This is a genomic window from Planctomycetota bacterium, assembly GCA_035384565.1.
GTDB lineage: Bacteria > Planctomycetota > PUPC01 > DSUN01 > DSUN01 > DAOOIT01.
Genome location: DAOOIT010000010.1, coordinates 39365 through 56574, shown reverse-complemented (window position 1 = coordinate 56574; position 17210 = coordinate 39365). Strand labels below are relative to the sequence as shown.

Annotated in this window: 11 protein-coding genes; 5 read left to right on the top strand and 6 right to left on the bottom strand. The window is 68.0% G+C overall.

The genetic code is table 11. The features are described from left to right. Positions 1 to 352: 352 nt before the first annotated feature. The 4 genes from PLE19_05640 to PLE19_05625 all read left to right on the top strand — a co-directional run bounded on the left by PLE19_05640 (position 353) and on the right by PLE19_05625 (position 7635). Positions 353 to 988, top strand: coding sequence for an FKBP-type peptidyl-prolyl cis-trans isomerase (locus tag PLE19_05640; protein ID HPD14410.1), 636 nt, complete (start codon positions 353 to 355; stop codon positions 986 to 988). A 277-nt stretch (positions 989 to 1265) separates the two neighbouring features. Continuing rightward, positions 1266 to 2207 carry a DUF3034 family protein gene (locus PLE19_05635; GenBank protein HPD14409.1) on the top strand — a complete coding sequence of 314 codons (942 nt, stop codon included), beginning with the start codon at positions 1266 to 1268 and terminating at the stop codon, positions 2205 to 2207. A gap of 167 nt (positions 2208 to 2374) precedes the next feature. Continuing rightward, the gene (locus PLE19_05630; GenBank protein HPD14408.1) at positions 2375 to 5359 is read left to right on the top strand and encodes a sugar-binding protein; all 2985 of its coding nucleotides are present in this window, start codon (positions 2375 to 2377) and stop codon (positions 5357 to 5359) included. Further along, positions 5356 to 7635, top strand: a complete 2280-nt coding sequence (locus PLE19_05625; protein HPD14407.1) for a hypothetical protein — start codon at positions 5356 to 5358, stop codon at positions 7633 to 7635. Before PLE19_05630 ends, PLE19_05625 begins: the two co-directional genes overlap by 4 nt. Here PLE19_05625 and PLE19_05620 read toward each other — a convergent pair whose 3' ends face one another. The 6 genes from PLE19_05620 to PLE19_05595 form a co-directional block, all read right to left on the bottom strand. After that, on the bottom strand, positions 7636 to 8451 hold the full coding sequence (locus PLE19_05620) for a LysM peptidoglycan-binding domain-containing protein (GenBank protein HPD14406.1): 816 nt from the start codon (positions 8449 to 8451) through the stop codon (positions 7636 to 7638). A gap of 400 nt (positions 8452 to 8851) precedes the next feature. Continuing rightward, the gene (locus PLE19_05615; GenBank protein ID HPD14405.1) at positions 8852 to 9982 is read right to left on the bottom strand and encodes a uroporphyrinogen decarboxylase family protein; all 1131 of its coding nucleotides are present in this window, start codon (positions 9980 to 9982) and stop codon (positions 8852 to 8854) included. 23 nt (positions 9983 to 10005) lie between these two features. Beyond that, a complete protein-coding gene (locus tag PLE19_05610) occupies positions 10006 to 10464 on the bottom strand; it encodes a TIGR03067 domain-containing protein (protein ID HPD14404.1) in 459 nt (152 codons plus the stop codon). Positions 10465 to 10795: 331 nt separating this feature from the next. Next, positions 10796 to 11464: a hypothetical protein gene (locus tag PLE19_05605; GenBank protein ID HPD14403.1), complete on the bottom strand. Its 669-nt coding sequence runs from the start codon at positions 11462 to 11464 to the stop codon at positions 10796 to 10798. A gap of 14 nt (positions 11465 to 11478) precedes the next feature. Next, positions 11479 to 12915: a hypothetical protein gene (locus PLE19_05600; GenBank protein HPD14402.1), complete on the bottom strand. Its 1437-nt coding sequence runs from the start codon at positions 12913 to 12915 to the stop codon at positions 11479 to 11481. Between the two features lie 177 nt (positions 12916 to 13092). Then, positions 13093 to 14109: a Gfo/Idh/MocA family oxidoreductase gene (locus tag PLE19_05595; GenBank protein ID HPD14401.1), complete on the bottom strand. Its 1017-nt coding sequence runs from the start codon at positions 14107 to 14109 to the stop codon at positions 13093 to 13095. A 150-nt stretch (positions 14110 to 14259) separates the two neighbouring features. On the opposite strand from PLE19_05595, the gene PLE19_05590 reads away from it, so the two are divergent. Next, a complete protein-coding gene (locus tag PLE19_05590) occupies positions 14260 to 17160 on the top strand; it encodes an NTP transferase domain-containing protein (protein HPD14400.1) in 2901 nt (966 codons plus the stop codon). Positions 17161 to 17210 lie beyond the last annotated feature (50 nt).

Genomic DNA, 17210 nt, shown 5'->3' with positions numbered 1-17210 from the left:
GGGCTCTCCATGGCCGTTCCTGTCCATCTGCATCGCTCTCGGTCGCATGGGGCTGATGCGGGCGAGGAGCGGGCAGGGCTCGCATGCCTCCCTGGCGAGGGCGGCCAGCGCCGGGGGCCATGCTCGGGGTCCACGCCTTGTTGCACGCGAGGGGCGCTTGTCGTACAATCAAGTGTCTTGTTGCGTGAATCCGCGGCCAGTCTCTTCCGCCAACGGGCCAGTGTGGCTCGCTGCACTCCGGCCGCGCACGCAGCGGGGCGCTCTCTTGAGGTAGGCCATCGTGAGGAAGCTCGTGGTCGCGTTGTCTGTCGCGGGGTGTCTGGCAGCCGCTGTGGCGGGGGAGGAGCTCCAGTTGGACAGCCTGAAGGACAAGGTGAGCTACGCCATCGGCCTGAGCATTGGCAAGAACATGAAGCAGGACAATGTGGAGCTGGACCCCGACCTCCTGCTTCGCGGGCTCAAGGACGCGCTGTCGGGCGCAAAGCCGCTCCTGACCGAGGCCCAGATTCAGGAGGCGATGGTGGCGTTCCAGAAGGAGATGCAGGCGAAGGCCGCCGAGGCCCGCAAGGCGTCGGGGGAGAAGTCCAAGAAGGAGGGTGAAGAGTTCCTCGCGGCCAATAAGAAGGCGGCGGGCGTGGTCACCCTGCCCAGCGGGCTCCAGTACAAGATCATCAAGAAGGGGAACGGCAAGGTGAGCCCCAAGGCCACCGACACGGTGGTCACCCACTACCGCGGCACGCTGCTCGACGGCACCGAGTTCGACAGCTCGATCAAGCGCGGCGAGCCGGCCGAGTTCGAGGTCGGCGGCGTCATCCCCGGGTGGACCGAGGCCCTTCAGCTCATGAAAGTGGGCGACAAGTGGGAGCTCTACGTTCCTGCCGAGTTGGCCTATGGCGAGCGCGGCGCGGGGCGCGCCATCGGCCCGAACGCCACGCTGGTCTTCGAGGTGGAACTCCTCGAGATCAAGCCCGCCGAGAAAGAAAAGTAACCCGCCCTCACACGTGCGCGCGGAATCCGGGGCCAGGCAGTCTCAGGCTGCCTGGCCCCTTTGCGATTCCCGCGCTCCTGCCCTCTGAACTCGGTGTAACTGCATTCGAGCTAAGCAGTTAGAATCCCACAGGAACATCTGGTCTGGACTACGTGACGATTTTCACAAATCTCTTGACAGCGTACTAGGAATCTGCTAGACTTTGCGCCGCTTTTGCATGGACTAGCGTGGTCGGGCGGACCACGGGACCAAGTTTCCCAGGCCGGAGGAACTGCCTGTGTCCAGAGCGCGCTTCTTCGTCTGCATGGCTGCCTTGCTCGCGTCGGCCCTCCTCGCTGCCGAGGCGCCCGCCGAGAAACCCCCAGAGAAGCCCGCCGCCAAGGCCGCCGCGCCCCCGCTCCCGCTTCACACGCTCGAAGGCCCCTCCGGCGTCTACCTCACCCAGACGGCCTACATCGCCAACCTGCCTGACGACGACAGCGTGATGGGCAAGCCGGCCTTCGCCTTCTCCGGCGTCAAGATCGGCCGCAAAGACCTCGAGTCGTTCACGATGAGCACGAACTTCGCCAAGCGGTTCGAGCTCTCCTACTCGTTCCAGCGTCTGGGCCTGGGCGACTTCCCCCGCGCGGTCAAGAACGCCACGGGCGTGCAGATTGACCACTCGTCGCTCCTCCACACGCTGGGCCTGCGGGCCATGGTCATCCGCGAGGGCGAGGGGATGCCCGGCATGCCCGCCGTCACGATCGGCGTCCTCGGCAAGAAGAACACCTTCGTTGACGAGGCCGATGATGACCTGGGCGGCGCCCTGAAGACCCTGGGCTACAACGAGGACGCCGGGGTGGACTTCACGATGATGGCCAGCAAGACCATTGTCGGCGTCCTGCCCAAGCCGTTCATCGTGTCGGCCGGCTTCCGCAACACCTCGGCCATCCACGGCGGCTTCGTGGGCTTCGGCAACGAGCGCCACACGGTGTTCGAGGGCAACGCCATCTTCTTCCTCACCGGCCGCCTTGTGTTCGCCGCCGAATACCGCCAGATGCCCAACGAGCTCAAGAAGCTCGGCAAAGTGGTGCGCGAGGAAGACGACTGGTGGTCCATGGCCTTCGCCTACGTGTTCAACAACAACCTCACCGGCACCCTGGGCTTCGCCCACCTGGGCAGCGTGCTCAACCACAACGAGGAGTTCTGCCCCCTCGCCCAGCTCAAGTGGGAGTTCTGAGGCCCCCGCCAAGGCCTGCCCGACACTTCGCGACGCCCTCGGCCTCGCACGGCCGGGGGCGTCGCCGTTCTGGCCCAGGCTTGATCGCCGCGTGGCTTTGCCTACACTACACGGTGAAGTGGCCGGGCGATGGCACCTCATGGCCGCGCGCACAGAGGGGGTGGCTCATGCACACAGCGAAGCGGGCGGGCCGCGCATTCGTCCTCCTGTTCCTCGGGCTTCTCGCCAGCGGCGCCCAGGCCCAGATGGCCACGCGGCGCTGGGGCAGGCCGCCCGCGGGCGAGCCCGCACGAGCGCAGGCGCAACGCGCCAAGCCCCCAACGGGCTATGTCGCCGAGACGCCCGCCGCACCCGTCCTTGACGGCAAGCTCGACGACGCTTGCTGGGCCAAGGCCCACCCGCTGGCTATCGCCAGCACCCTCGACGGCGGCAGCGCCGCCTCGGTGCCCACCGAGGTCCGCCTGCTCCACGACGCCTCGCATCTCTACCTCGCCATCAAGTGCGACGAGCCCTTCCTCGACCGCCTCAAGGGCGCGCCCCGCGGCCACGACGGCGATTTCTGGAACGACGACTCGGTCGAGGTCTTCCTCGGCGCGGCCGACACGGGCACGTACTTCCACTTCGGCTTCACCGCCTTCGGCAGCACCTACGACGGGCAGGTGAAGGACGGCTCGTGGAACTCGGGCGCCGCGGCGGCCGCGGGCAAGGGCAAGGAGTTCTGGGCCGTCGAGGCGGCCATCCCCTTCGAGCGCCTCGTCGGCAAGGGCAAGCCGCCGACGCGCTGGATCGCCAACTTCACCCGCAACCGCTACACGCGCGGCCGCTGGGAGGAACTGGCCTGGTCGCCCACCTTCAGCGGCGACAGCCACGTGCCCGCCCGCTTCGGCGTCCTCCTCTTCGGCGACCCGCCCGCGGGCGGGGCCTCCGCGCCCCGCGAACTGCCGGCGGCCAAGACCCCGCCCGAACTCGAGCTGCTTACGGTCGAGGGCGGCGAGGGGGTCGCCCGCTTCGACCTCTCGGCACTCAAGGGCGCCCGCATTTACCGCGCCGACCTCCTCCTCTTCCGCACCGCGGCGATCACAGGCGCGGATGAGCAGGCCCTCGTGGACATCGAGGTCTACCCGCTGGTGGCGGAGTTCGCTTCGGGGGCGAAGCCGCCGGCGGCGGAACGGCGCCTCGAGCTGCGCGCCCCGTGGTTCGACCGCTTCGACGCCACCGAGGCCGTGCGTGCCTGGGCCAGCGGCAAGCCCAACGGCGGCTTCTTCGTGAAGGTCTGCCCCCTCTGGAATGCCGCGGCCACCTGCCTGGATGTGGCCTACGAGGGGCGTCCCGAGAAGGTGCCCCTCCAGGCCAAAGGGGTCCAGGCCCTCCACCGCGCGGGCCAGACCTTCGTCACCTGGCACGAGATCGAGGACCGCGTGGGGAAGGACGAGGTGCGCTGGGCCGAGCTGAAGGCCATGCTCGACGGACTCGACCGCGACCGCGAGGTGCGCTACTGCGTCTATCGCAGCGAGGACGGCCCGATCACGGCGGAGACCTTGCCGCGGGCCGAGCTTCTCGCCGTCGTGAAGCCGCTCTCGTGCTGGAACACGAACGGCCGCAACATCGAGCGGCCGATTGACCACGTCATCGCCACCAGCGACGTGCTCCTGTGCGGCCAGTGGAACCCGTTCCGCGATGCGACGCCCGACGGCGACTACGGCCGCGACTGCCCCATTGACCGCCTGGTCATCCGCGACGGCGACCCGCCCCTCCCCCGCGGCACGGGGCTGTACGTGCACACACCGGTCGCCAACGCCCCCGTGGGCAGCAAGTCGCGGGCCTACTACACCGTCCTCACCTGCGTGGATGGCATTCAGAACACCCTCGAGGTCGAATCGGTAGGGCCGGTCGAGGAAAGCCTGGTTCCGCCCGAGCCCGTGCTCCAGCGCGAGTTGCCGAAGATGCCGCTCTTCAACTACGCCGAGAAACGCCTCCACTACGTGCAATGGGCGGCGCGCCCCATGGCGACCCACCTGCCGAACCAATACTACAACTGGTCGGTCGCCGTGCCAACGGGATTGGCGGAGGCGAAGATACGGCCTGAAGGCCGCACTACGAACCTTGTGCCATTGGAGTTGAGTCTGCACCGCGACGGCCATTCGTACTGGCGCACGCAGTACCGCATCGAGAGCGACAGCATCGTCGTCTCGCCCCACGACTTCCCCATCAAGTCGTGGTGGTACGGCTATCACGAATCGCTCGGCACCTTGCGCTCGTTCCGGCAGGGCCACGTGGCGCCGTTCACGGAGTTCCGCCTCCTCGCCTTCATCCAGTGGGCCTGCCGAAAGTGGCCGGTGGACCGCAATCGCCTCCTCGTGACCGGCTCGCGCGGCGGGGCGAGCGGCAGCGGCGCGCTCCACCTCGGCCTGCGCTACCCCGAGGTCTTCAGCCTGGTCCTCGCCGGCCACGGCATGCCCGCCTACGCCGGCTGGAGCCAGGCTGCCGAGGAACTCGAGCGGGTGTGGGGCAAGGTGGACTGGGCGCTCAAGACGCCCGAAGGCACGAACGTGTGGGAGGAGAACGACCTGCTCAAGCGTCTCGCCGCACTCCCCGCCAGCGCCGAGCTGCCGCTCGTGACCCTCACCGCCAGCTCGGGCACGGCGCAGACGCGCGACCTCTACCGGCGGATGCTCGAACGCGGCTGGCCCGTCATCGCCGAGTTCCAGTGGGGCGGCGGGCGCCTCATCCCTGTCTCGGTCACAGGCACCTACCAGAACAACGTCCGCCTCGACGTGCGGCGCAACCTCCCCATGCTCGCCTTCCGCACCCGCGAGGCCCTCGACATGATAGACGGGGGCAAGATGGGCGACTTCAATCGCGAACTCCTCTGGCGCGCCGACGACCTGGTGGACGAGGCCGACCGCTTCGAGGCTACGGTGCTCAACGTCGGGCGGCGCGACAAGGGGGCGAAGGCCGACATCACGCTCCGCCGCCTCCAGAAGTTCAAGGTCGAGGCCGGCAAGCCGTACGACTGGGAGGCCCGCGCGCCCGACGGCGGCGCGGTTCTCCAGAAGGGGCAGGCCACGCCGGCAGAAGGCGTCCTCACGCTCCAGGAGGTCCCCATCTCCCAGCCAGCCGTCCGCCTCGTCGTCCGGAGGGCCAACCCATGAGACTCCTCCTCCTCGCCATCGCTCTGGCTACAGTGGCGCGCGCCGAACTCGTCTCCGAGCGCTGGGGCGGGGCGGGCACCCCGTGCACCCACCCCGGCACGATGAAGGTGGACCGCGGGGAGCAGGCGCCCCGCCTCGTCTTCGACCTCGCCGCCCTCCCCAAGGAGGCGAAGGTGCACCACGCGTCGCTCTTCTGTTCGACGAGCGGAGGCGGTCAGCCGCGCGAGCCGATCCGCATCACGGCCCACGGCAAGCCGCTTGCCCTCGAGCCGCCCCTCTACTGCTCGTTCGACGCCACCAAGGCGGTCCGACGCTGGGCCGCCGAGCCCGCGGCCAATCAGGGCTTCGCCATCGAGCGCTTCGACCGCTTCGACGCGCCGAAGTCGTACCTCGAGATCCGCTACGAAGGCACCCCGAAGGACCTGCCGCCGCAGGTCACCGACCTGCGCGCCATTCACCGCGATGGCCAGACATTTCTTGTCTGGAAAGAAGTGCCCGACTACCGTCCGAAGCCCGGGAGCGTCGTGTGGGTGGACGAGTGGAGCGAGGCGGGCGACAAGCTGGCCGACGGCCCGGGCGTCTGCCCCAGCGGCCTGCCGCGCGTGCCGGCGATCCGCCTCCGCGACCTGCGCGAGCTTCAGGGCCTCGGCCTGCGCGACCAGCCCAGCGGCTTCCAGGGCATCAAGCCGCTCCAGCGCGTGAGGGAGCGGCCCGCCGTGGCCTATCGCGTCTACCGCCACACGAAGGCCATCACCGCCGCGAACCTGCACGAGGCCGAGTTCCTCGGCGAGGCGCGGCCGTTGTGCGCCTACGACGAGAAGATGATGAAGATCGACTTCAAGGGCGAGTACCTCGACCAGCGCGAGATCGGCGACTCCCTGATCCCGACCTACTGCATCGAGGCCGGCAAGGCCGTGGCCCCGGGCGAGGCCCTCTACGTCTACACCCCGCAGAAGGCCGGAACGTGGTTCTACGCCGTGACCACGGCGCTGGCGGGCACCGAGAACGCCGCGCAGGTCGGCGCGGCCAACAGCCTCGCCCAGCCGGTGAACGAGACGCCCGCGCCGCCGAAGCCCGTACTCCAGTTCATCCAGCGCGACCACTACGTGGCTGAGACGCCCGAGCTGTGGCATATCTACTGGTGCGCTCCGCCCTACTACCACGAGCAGAACGAGCCGCTGCACGTCACCGTGGGCGTGCCGAAGGGCTTTCAAGGCCCCGGCCCGATGATCGTCAACGCCCCCTCGATGGGCGGCAGCTTCAACCTGCGGGGCGACATGAACGTACCCTCGCGCACCGCCGTCACCCTGATGGTCGAGCAGCACATCCCGTGGGGCACCGACCTGTGCTACAACGAGGGGCGCGGCACCCTGCGCTCGTTCGAGGAGTGCAAGGTGGACTACTTTTCCGAGCGCTACATGCTCCACATGATCAACTGGGCGCTCGGCCAGTGGAGCATAGACCGCACGAAGATCAACGGCAGCCAGCTCCACTTCGGGCTTCGGCATCCCGAGATCTTCGCCAAGATGTCCTTCGGCGCCTACACGGCCAGCTACGACGCGCGCTGGGCGCCCGGCAGCGGCAGCCTTGCGACGCTGCTCGGCCCCAAGGGCGAGGTGAAGACCGCCGACGGCGACGACGCCTGGGAGGTCTTCTTCATCGGCCACTGGCTCAAGAAGCACCCCGCGCGCGATATCCCGTTCCTCATCTGCATCTCGGCCGTGGGCAAGGACAGCGGCCACACCAGCGAGTTCGGCTGGCAGGACGACCCGCGCGGCTGGCGCGCGCTGCTCGATGCGCGGCAGACCTTTGTCGCAAGCTGGGGCTCCGAGCAGGGCCGCGCTCACGCCCTCCCGCCCGAGATGAACGAGCGTTTTGCCGCCATGCGATGGGACATCCCGCTGCCCGCCTTCTCCAACTGCTCGCTCGACAACAATCCCGGCAACGGCGACCCCGCCGATGGCGACCCCTGCGGCCAGATCAACGGTTACCTGCTGTGGGACGACAAGGACGCGGTGGACGAGGCGGGCCGTTGGGAGATGACGCTCTACCTCGTCGGCGACGCGCCGCGGCAGGTGTGCACGGTGGATGTCACCCCGCGCCACTGCCGCAACTTCCAGCCCAGGCCGGGCGCGAAGCTCCACTGGGCGAATAGATCGATCGCTGATGGCACGGAGATTCAGACGGGCGATGCCATCGCCGACAAGTGGGGCGTCGTCACCATCGAGCGGGTCAGCGTCAGCAAAGGGAGGAACCGCCTGAGCATCCGGCGGTAATCACGGCGTCGCGGTCGCCGGCCGCGGGTCAGTATCCGCTTCCTCCTTAGGCGCCGGTGCCGCGGCCTCGGGGTTGGAGGGGACGCGGATCTTGCGCCCGACGCGCAGATTGCGCTCGTTGAGGCCCGGGTTGGCCTCCATCACGCGGCGCCAGTAGCGCGTGGTGCCGTAGAAGTGCAGCGAAATCGCGCTCAGCGTGTCGCCCGGCTGAATGATGTAGTCGCACGGCGTCGGCGGATGAATGCCGGCGGGCGTGGGACTCTGCGTGCCGATGCCCTCCGCTGGCGTCGCCCCGCCTGGAACTTTGCTGGTCGGCTGTGGAACGGAACTCTGCCCGCCAGGGTTGCCCGCAACGTCGGGCTTCAGCCCGCCCGGCAACTCGGTGGGAATGCGGGTGAACGACTGGAGCTGCCAGATGCCGTCAATACGCGCGAAGTGGTACTCGGCCTTGGCGCCGTTGTTTGGGTACTCCACCCGGTATCGGGCCACGGGCAGTTCGGGGCCTGTGCCGTCGGTCACCGTGGCCAGGCGTATCTCGGGCAGCTCGCCGCCACAGTCGGGGTCGGCCATTCTGTGGAACATGCCGGCGAACTCGCCGAGCAGCACCTTCTCGCGGAAGCTGTCTCTCAGTCCGTTGTAGGCCTTCTGAACGGCATCGCCCACGGTCGCCATGCTCGCGGGAGGCGGCGGCGCTTGCGTGCGGCGGAAAAACGTCTCGCGCGCCAGATAGAGGACCACGAAGACGAGCAAGACGAAGACCACGTAGCCCCAGCCCGAGCGTCGTTTGCCCGTCATCATGATGTCGCCACGACTCATGACAAACCTCCGAGTGGGTGGCACTGCCTGGCGCGGATTCTAACCGGCGGCAAGCCACCTGTCAACACAAAATGTTGGGGACGGGGTAGTCGTCTCGTGCAGCGGGTAGGGGTTTGTGCGTCGCTGCACCCGAGCCGCGCCCGCTTAAGCGCCCGTGGGGAACCGGGCATCTTGAGCGGGGTATTCCAGCCCTACATGAGAAAAGCCGGGTCTGCTGCCCGACTTTTCTCCCGGCCACCGACCCGATGACCGTCGCCCTGTAAGGGCCTTCTTCCAACCACCCGTAGTATACCAGAGCATTCTTAACCCGCTGTTAACCCAGAATTAAAGGTGATTAATCTTCACGATTTTTCTCGCGGCACGGCCAAGTGGGCGACTCGTCGCCGGGGAACTCGGCATCTCAGTCCGCATCGTCAGGGATGGCAATGGGGTACCTTGCCCACCTCTTGACGAAGCGGACGAGGTCGCAGATGCCCTCGGGCGAGACTCCCACATAGGTTTCGCCGCCGATGGCCAGATGGAACCCGCCGCCGGGAGCGGCTAAACGCATGGCATCTATGGCCTTACGTCGCGTCTCCGCCGTCATCTTGCCCGGGGAGTAGAAGTCCCAGCACCTCAGCCCGCCGTAGATGACCACCTTGCCCTTCATGTCGCGGACCGCGTTCTCGAGCCGGCTGTAGCCGCCGATGTCCATCGAGGTCAGCTTCACCTCGTCGGCGAGGAGCTTGAAGTGCTGGTCGTTTGGCCCGTCGGTGTGGAGGCTGAAGCCCTCGGCCTGGTGCCGCTCGCGGAGCTTGAGGTAGTAGGGCATTTCGAAGCGGCGAAACATCTCGGGCGAAATCTGCGAGATGTTGTCGTCGGCCAGGCCCACACTCTGGCGCTTCCGCGGACGCCCGTAGAGGCGGTCGAAATAGTCCGAGTAGGCGCAGTAGGCGTCCCAGCACTTGTCCAGGAACCGGTGCAACAGGTCTGGCTCCGTGTACATCATCTCGTAGACTCTTGTGGGGCTCATCAGCGCGCAGGCGCACGACAGCGGCGGGTGGATGCCCAGCGTGGGCTTGTCGCTGAGGGCGAGCTTCGCGCCCAGTTTGCGCGCCGCGGCGTTGAACCGCTCGTGACGGCGGAAGAAGTCCTTCAGCCGCGGGTTCCGCCGCGGCTCGATGTGCCGCAGCCGCTCGAGGTCGCGGGCGTCGTGAACCATGTGCTCGATGCGCGGCGAGGTGTCCTCGGGCCGCGCAATGTCGGCCCCGAACACGATGGCCTCGGCGAGCGGCCCAATGTCGCAACGGAGGCCCGTTGCCGTCGAACTGTCGGCCCGCAGCGTCTCGTACTCCCACTCGATGCCCTTGAGCTGCACCTCGGGCTGGAGTTCGGGCGTGGCGTAATACTCGTGGATGCGGGTGCCGAAGAGCCAGCAGTAGTAGCTGCCGCCGATGCCGAAGCACACGGGCACGCGGTCCGGCTCGCGGAACTCGGCCGCGATGCGCAGCCGTTCCCAGCGCTCCCTGCGATCGGCCTCGTACCGACTCACGTCGAGGAGCAGGTGGTCGCCTCCTACGGCTTCTGGCGCTTGAGGATGACGAGGAAGCTCGGGCGCTTGGTCTCGAACTCGGTGGGCCGCGGGTTGTTGGGCGTGGAGACACACCACTTGAGGGTGTCGCCAGTCAGCTCGGCGATGCCCAGGAAGGTCTGGGCGCGGCCCCGCTGGTTCACCGACGTGCCGTCCATCTGCATCGGCTTGCCGGGCGTGAGCTTCACGGTGCCTTCGTCCATCGGCAGCTTCTGGCCATCGAGGCGTTCGGCGTCCACGTGGTCGCCCTTGATCGTCAGCTTCAGGTGCACGGGCCCGCGGTCAGGCGTCTCGCCCTTGCCTTCCACGGTGAAGCCCGTCCACACCCCGTCCAGCTTCGGCACGGCTTCGTCTTTCCTCCCGGGCTCCTCGCCGCCGGCGGCCGGAACGGCCAGAAGGGCCATCACCAACGACCACTTCGCCACTCGTCCGATCGTGCGCATGCCAGTTCCTCCGATCCACGTTTCGGGCAGCGGCCCTCCGCATTCCCCACAAGTTTAGCGGACTTCGCCCCCAATATCCAGCGGATCTTCCCGGCGAGGGGGCAGGCCGGACCGGAGTAGGGGAAGGCCCGGTGCAAAGGTAGCCGCGAGCGTCCCGCTTGCGGCTCGCTTCATCCGTTCGACAAGCGGGACGCTTGTCGCTACGAGAGTCCGCAACGGAAACTACCTACAGAAATGGCTCACCCCCTTCCCGGCGACAGGCTACAGGCCGCCAATTCCTCCTCCGCTGAGGCCGGAATCCCTCGCGTGTCAGGCCAGCGCCGGCGCGAAGTCAAGCAGCTCTCAGGCCCTTCCCCCTCCCCGCCCACAACGCCATGTCTACCAGAGGCACAGGGGGCTCGGCGAAGCCGGCGAGGTGTCTTGCGTGCTGATCGGCCAGTTGCCACGCGAACGGGATGTACTCCTTCAGGACGGCGAGTTCCTGGTTCGCCCCCTTCTGCCACGCGCCAACTGCTTTCAGCACCATCTGGTCGAAGATCGGCACAACACTCGGATACAGGAAATGCAGGGATGTTATGCGCACTGGGAGGGCGGCACGGGATCCCATGCCGAGTATGCGGAATCGGTCAATGACCCGCATCGTCTCGACCACCCCTGCCAGATCGCGTTCCATCGAGGCAGGCAACTCCTTGACGAGGCCGTCTAGACGGCATGCTATCTGATCACCATCGGCGCCAATCCTGGCGAGCAGACGGCGAGCGGCCGGTTGCGAATAGAGTTTCCAGTACAACATGGCCTCGTAGTCTCCCACGGCCACATGCCGCGGTCTGCCTTGCAAGGAACGGTTCTGGCCGATGAGATGGTAGTAGAGAAAGCGGTCTGAGCGCACGTGCGGCGCCACCGCGCGCAGGTGCGGCGAGCATGAATCAAAGCCCTTGCACATCCCGTCGTAACGGTCGTACAGCATTGGCCAGTCAAACCCGACCAAGGGATCGCGCATGGACTGCCCACTCCTCATTCGGTTTCCGGCGGCACGGTGCCGTATTCCCAGCCCTTCTTGAAGGGCGGGGCCTTGGGCGGCTCGGGGACCGAGCCGGGGGTGAGGGTCTTGGCGAGGGCGATGCAGGCGGCGACGATCGTGGGGCCGCCTCTGGGCTCGAGGTTGCTGTAGGCGGTCAGCCGCGTCTCGTAGCCGCCGCCGTGATCGCCCAATGCTTCCTCGGTGGGCACGTACCCGACACAGCCGTTCGCCAGCTCGACGGGGCACGTGAGGGGAAACGGGCTGCCCTTCTTGATGTCCAGCCCAAGCTGGCAGAAGAACTCGGCGGGGTTGGCCAGGAAGACAACGGGCCCGACCTGGATGGCCTGGACCTCGACTTCGGCGACCGGCTCCTTCTGGAGCAGGGCGTCGAGGAGTACGGTCTCCTTGGCGAAGGTCCAAACCGTGTGGCCGACCTCTTTCGGGTCTTTGGCGACGGTCTCGAGGGCGGCCTTGACCTTGTCGGGGGAGGGCTTGCGGCGGGGGATGCGGAGGACGTCGGTCTTGGCGGCGGTGGGGCCGATGTCGCCGGGCATGGCGTTGGCCAGCACTTTGAGGGCCTCCGCGCCGACGGTCTGGCCGATCTTGATGCCGGCCCGCTCGCCGAACTCGCCGGTGTAAGGGCTGAGATTATCCACCTGCGTCACGTCGCCGCAGGCGCCGTTGAGAAAGACGACGATGGCGTCCTGGCCCATGACGCCTCGGATGGTGCGTTCGAGGTAGTAAATCCAGTCGGCCGAGGTGCCGGCCACGCCCGCGGTGCCGTGGCAGGCGAAGTTGACGACGCAGCCGAGGAACTGCTCCTTGAGGTCCCAGGCGCCGATGACGCCGACCTCGGGGTCGGTCGGCCCCGCGTAGCCGAGAATGTCGGGGTTGCCTTTGCCGGCGTGGGAGTAGGTGAGGCCGTTCTTCATCCGCTGGCGGCGATTGAAAGCCACGCCCTCGGCGCGGCCCGAGCCGACACAGGCCCTGACTTCGACTCGCCGCTGGTCAGCCTCGACGACCGCCTCGATGAGCGCCTTCTTCACAAGCTCCAGGTACTTGGCGTCGGCGCAGGAGGACATCCCGTAGGCCAGCTTCTTCACGAGGTCGGAGGCGTGGTCGAACTCGCCGGGCTGCACCATGCAGGTGGGGCCGCCCGAGTGGGTGTGCGACGCGCCGATCATCACGGCCTCGGGCCGGATGCCGCACTGCTTGGCGATGCCGTCGCGGGCCTCCACGACAAGCTTGCGGGGCACAGCCAACACGTCAATGCCCACGAGGGCGACACGGGTCGTCCCGTCGTCGAACACAGCGGCCCGCACCTTGCACGGGTCGTGGGCGGGGCCCTTGTGGAACGCCTTGCCGTAGCCACCGGGACGTTCCATGCCTTCGGCGGGTGTGATGTCGCGTTCGGCGAAGCCGGCTTTCATCTTTGTGCCCCTGGAAGAGGGTTCGCCACTGAGACACGGAGAACACAGAGAAAGCAGCAGGAGGACCACCACGGAGGGACACGGATGGACACGGATGGAGAAAGCGAACGTCAGCATGGTGGGTCTCCTGTCAGTGGTTCTGATCCGTGTGATCCGTGCAATCCGTGGTTGTCTTCTTCAGGTCTTCATCTTCTCTCCGCCTGCGGCGATGGAGTGGCGGGCCGCCTCGCAGATGCGGCACAGGTCGGCGCCGACCTGGGCATCGGCCGAAGGCGCCCCGCCCGTGCGCACGCACTCGACGAACGACGCGACGCTCTCGAGCGAGCCGGGGAAACCGAACACCTTGTCGGCGGCGCGCTTCAGCGTGTACTCCTGCGGCTCGCCCCGCCCGCGCCAGAGGGCGACCTTGCCGCCGATGATGTCGCCCGCGAGCCGCCCTTCGGTGCCGATGGCCTCGACGGCGATCTCGTCGCGTGCGCCGGCGGCGAAGAGGCACATGCCGAAGGCCGCCACGGCGCCGCCCTCGAAGCCGAGGGTCGTGATCGCGTAGTCGAGGTCGCGCCCCGTGGCCTTCGCCCCGCCGGTCGCGGCGACCCACTGGAGCGGCTTGCCCGCGAGGAAACACAAGAGATCAATGTAGTGAACGCCCAGCTCGTGGAAGAGTCCGCCGCTCTGGGCCACATCCACGCGCCACGAGCCCGGGGCGCCCCACTGGCGCCAGATGTCGGTGCGGAGCAGGGCGGGCTCCCCGATGGCGCCCTGGCGGATGAGACGGCGAAGCGTTTGCGCCATCTCGGAGTAGCGCAGCTCGACGCCCACCTGAACGGTGAGCCGGCGCTCGGCGGCCTCGGCCACGATGGGCTGGCATTCGGCGGGGTCGAGGCCCAGCGGCTTTTCGACGAGCACGTGTTTGCCCGCCCACAGGGCAGCCAGCGCCATCGGAGCGTGCAGGTGGTTCGGGGTCGAGATCACCACGGCGTCCACCGCGTCGGACCCGAGGAGCCTCTCGTAGTCGTCGAAAACGAGCGGCTCGGGGGCGCGGCCCGCGAGGGCCTTGCGGCCGCGCTCGATGCTCGCCGGCGAGCGGCTGCACAGCGCAGCAACCTGGGCGCCCTCCACCCTGAGCAGGTTCGGGATATGCGTCTCGCACGCCCACCAGCCCAGCCCTACGATGCCGATGCGCACGGGCTTCATGCGGCCTCCTTCGACCAGGTATCTCCCTCGCGCCATTGTAGCCCGGGCGATAGGTGGGTCAAGCTCTTTGTGTGATTGACTGGGCCGGGCTGAGCCGGCTAGAATACGTGGCGATTCCTCCACGGTCGCACGGCTTGACGGGGGCACGGTATGCGCGAGGTACTCGACTTCGTCGAACGGTTCTCGCCCGAGATTCACGAGCGGGCGCTGGAGCTCTGGCGGCAGGGCGTGGTGGAGATTGACCGCGCGGGGCAACGGGTGGTCCTGCGCCAAGGGGCCACGCCGCCGCCCGAGGCGAGGGCGTTGTATGAGCGGCTGGCCGCGGCGCTCGAGACGATTCGCTCGTTCCCCGAGCCCTCGGCCGCCGTGGACCCGGCCGGCCCCGTGTCCGTCATCCTCTGCGGCGGACGCGGCACGCGCATGCGGTCGCGGGATAAACATAAGGTCTGCTTCCCCGTAGCCGGCCGCGCGGCCATCAACCGCGCCATCGAGGTCTACGAGCAGTGCGGCGTCCGCCGCCACGTCATCGTCGTGGGCGTCCTGGGCGAACAGGTGGCCGCCGAGGTGCTGCGCGAGCATCCGAGCGGCGTGGACTTCGTCTACCAGCTCAATCCCCTCGGCACGGGCAACGCGGCCAAGCAGGCGGCCCACCTGCTGGAGCACCAGTACTACCAGGGCGACGTACTGGTAGTCGCCGGCGACAAGGTGATAGACCCGCGGGCGATCCGCAAGCTGGTGCGCGAGTTCCACGAGCGGAACGCCGATCTGGCGGTGACTGTGGCGCCGAAGTCGCGCTGGGGCGATAGCGGCCGCATCGTGCTGCGCCGCGACGGCTCGCTCTACGGCACCGTGGAGGCCCGCGACATCGCCCGCGCCCGCGTTCTCGGCCGCATCCTCCGCGAGAAGGAGGCGTCGCCCGACCTCTCGAACGGCTACTTCCTCCGCCTCCTGCACGAGGCCGAACCTCGGCCCGACAAGGCGCGTCTGATGTTCGGCGAGTTGCTGGCCCGCCTGGAGGCCGAGCCCGACACGCCCCTGCCCGCCCTCCGCGCCCTCATCCGCCCCGAGGACACCCGGTTCGTGATCCGCGAAACCGATGGCTCGCAAACCGTCCTCTCCGCCGACCAGCTCGAGGAGACGGCCTCGAAGGTCAACGTGTCGGTCTACATGTTCAAAGCCCGCGCCCTCTATGACGCGCTCCGCCAGATCACTGCCGACAACGCGCAGAAGGAGGAATACCTCACCGACGCCGTAGCCGTGCTGGCCAATGCGCGCAACGCTGACGGCACGCTGCGCTACAAGCTGATCACAGTGGATGTGGACGACCCGAACTGGGTGCTGGCCTTCAACAACCCCGAGGAGTTGCTCGACATCGAGGACTATCTGCGGCGGCAGGAGGCCCTCGCCAGGGGCATCGAGCTGCACGAGGCCGCGCCGCGTCCCCGCCGCACCGTGGAGGAGTGGCTGAAGCTCCTCGACGGCGACGACCCGCGCCTGGCCAGGCGCTTCGCCGAAGTCTACGGCAGCGACCCCGCCCTCCACGAGGAGCGCCGCCGCGCCTATCGCGACACCCTGCTGGAGTTCGCCCGCGTCTATGGCCTCGAGAGCCGCGTCCTCCTTATCCGCTCGCCGGGGCGCGTGAACCTGATGGGCCGGCACGTGGACCACCGCGGCGGCCACAACAACCTCGTGGCCATCAACAAGGAGGTCCTGATGGTCGTCGAAGAGCGCCGGGACAACAACGTGGCGCTCCACAACCGCGACTTCCAGCAGTTCAAGTTCCGCACCTTCAACATCGGCGAGGAAGTGGCCAATCTCGACTGGGAGGACTGGCTCTCGACGATCAACTCCGACAAGGTGATGCGCATGGTGCGCGAGGCGGGGGGCGACTGGGCCAACTACATCAAGGCCGCCGCCCTGCGCCTCCAGGAGAAGTTCCGCAACCGCCGCATCCACGGCATGAACGTCATGGCCAGCGGCAACATCCCGATGGGCGCGGGGCTCAGCTCGTCGTCGGCCATGGTCGTGGCCGCCGCCGAGGCCATCGTCGAACTCAACGCCCTCCCCGTCAACCCCCAGCAGTTCGTCAACCTGTGCGGCGAGGGCGAGTGGTTCGTGGGCACCCGCGGCGGCTCGGGCGACCACGCGGCTATCAAGCTCTCGCGCCGCGGCGCCATCGCCCACGTGCGCTTCTACCCCTTCGAGGTCGAGAGCATCGTGCCCTTCCCCGAGGGCCATCGTGTGGTGGTGTGCGCCTCAGGCATCCAGGCCAAGAAGGCGGCCAACGCCCGCGACATCTTCAACCAGTGCATCGCCGCCTACGAGGCCGGCTGCCTGTTCCTGCGCAAACTCCTCCCCGACAAGGCCGCCCGCATCGAGTACCTGCGCGACGTGAGCCCTGCCACGCTCGAGTGCTCGGAGGCCGACATCCTGCGCCTCGTTCAGGCCCTCCCCGAGCGCATCAGCCGTGCCGAGATGCTCCGGCAGCTCGCGGGCCAGGACACGGCGAGGCTCGAGACCCTCTTCCTCAGCCACAACGACCCGGCCGACGGCTATCGCGTGCGCGGCGTCTCCCTCTTCGGCATTGCCGAGTGTCTGAGAAGCCGCCACTGCGTCCAACTCCTGGAGCAAGGCGACGTGGGCGGCTTCGGCCGCCTGATGACGGTGTCACACGACGGCGACCGCGTGAGCCGGCTCGACGCCGCGGGCCGTCGCCAGCCGTTGCCGCTTGATCTGCCCGAAGGGGAGTTCGACCGCCTCATCCGCGCCTGCGAGCGGGGCGAAGCGCCTCTGATGCTAGTGCCCGGCAGCTACGCCTGCTCGACGCCCGAGCTGGACTCGATGGTGGACATTGCGCTCGGCGTGGAGGGCGTGCTGGGCGCGCAACTCGCTGGCGCGGGCCTCGGCGGTTGCATCATGGTGCTCTGCCGCGACGAGGCGACCGAGCGCCTGCGCGAGACGATGACCCGCTCTTACTACGAGCCGGCTGGCCGCGAACCGCAGATCGAGCCGTGTGTACCAGTCGAGGGCTCCGGGGTTTTTGAGGTATGAGCCCGGCCTGGGCACGGGGGTTCGGAGCACGGGCGCCCTGCTAAGGGGGA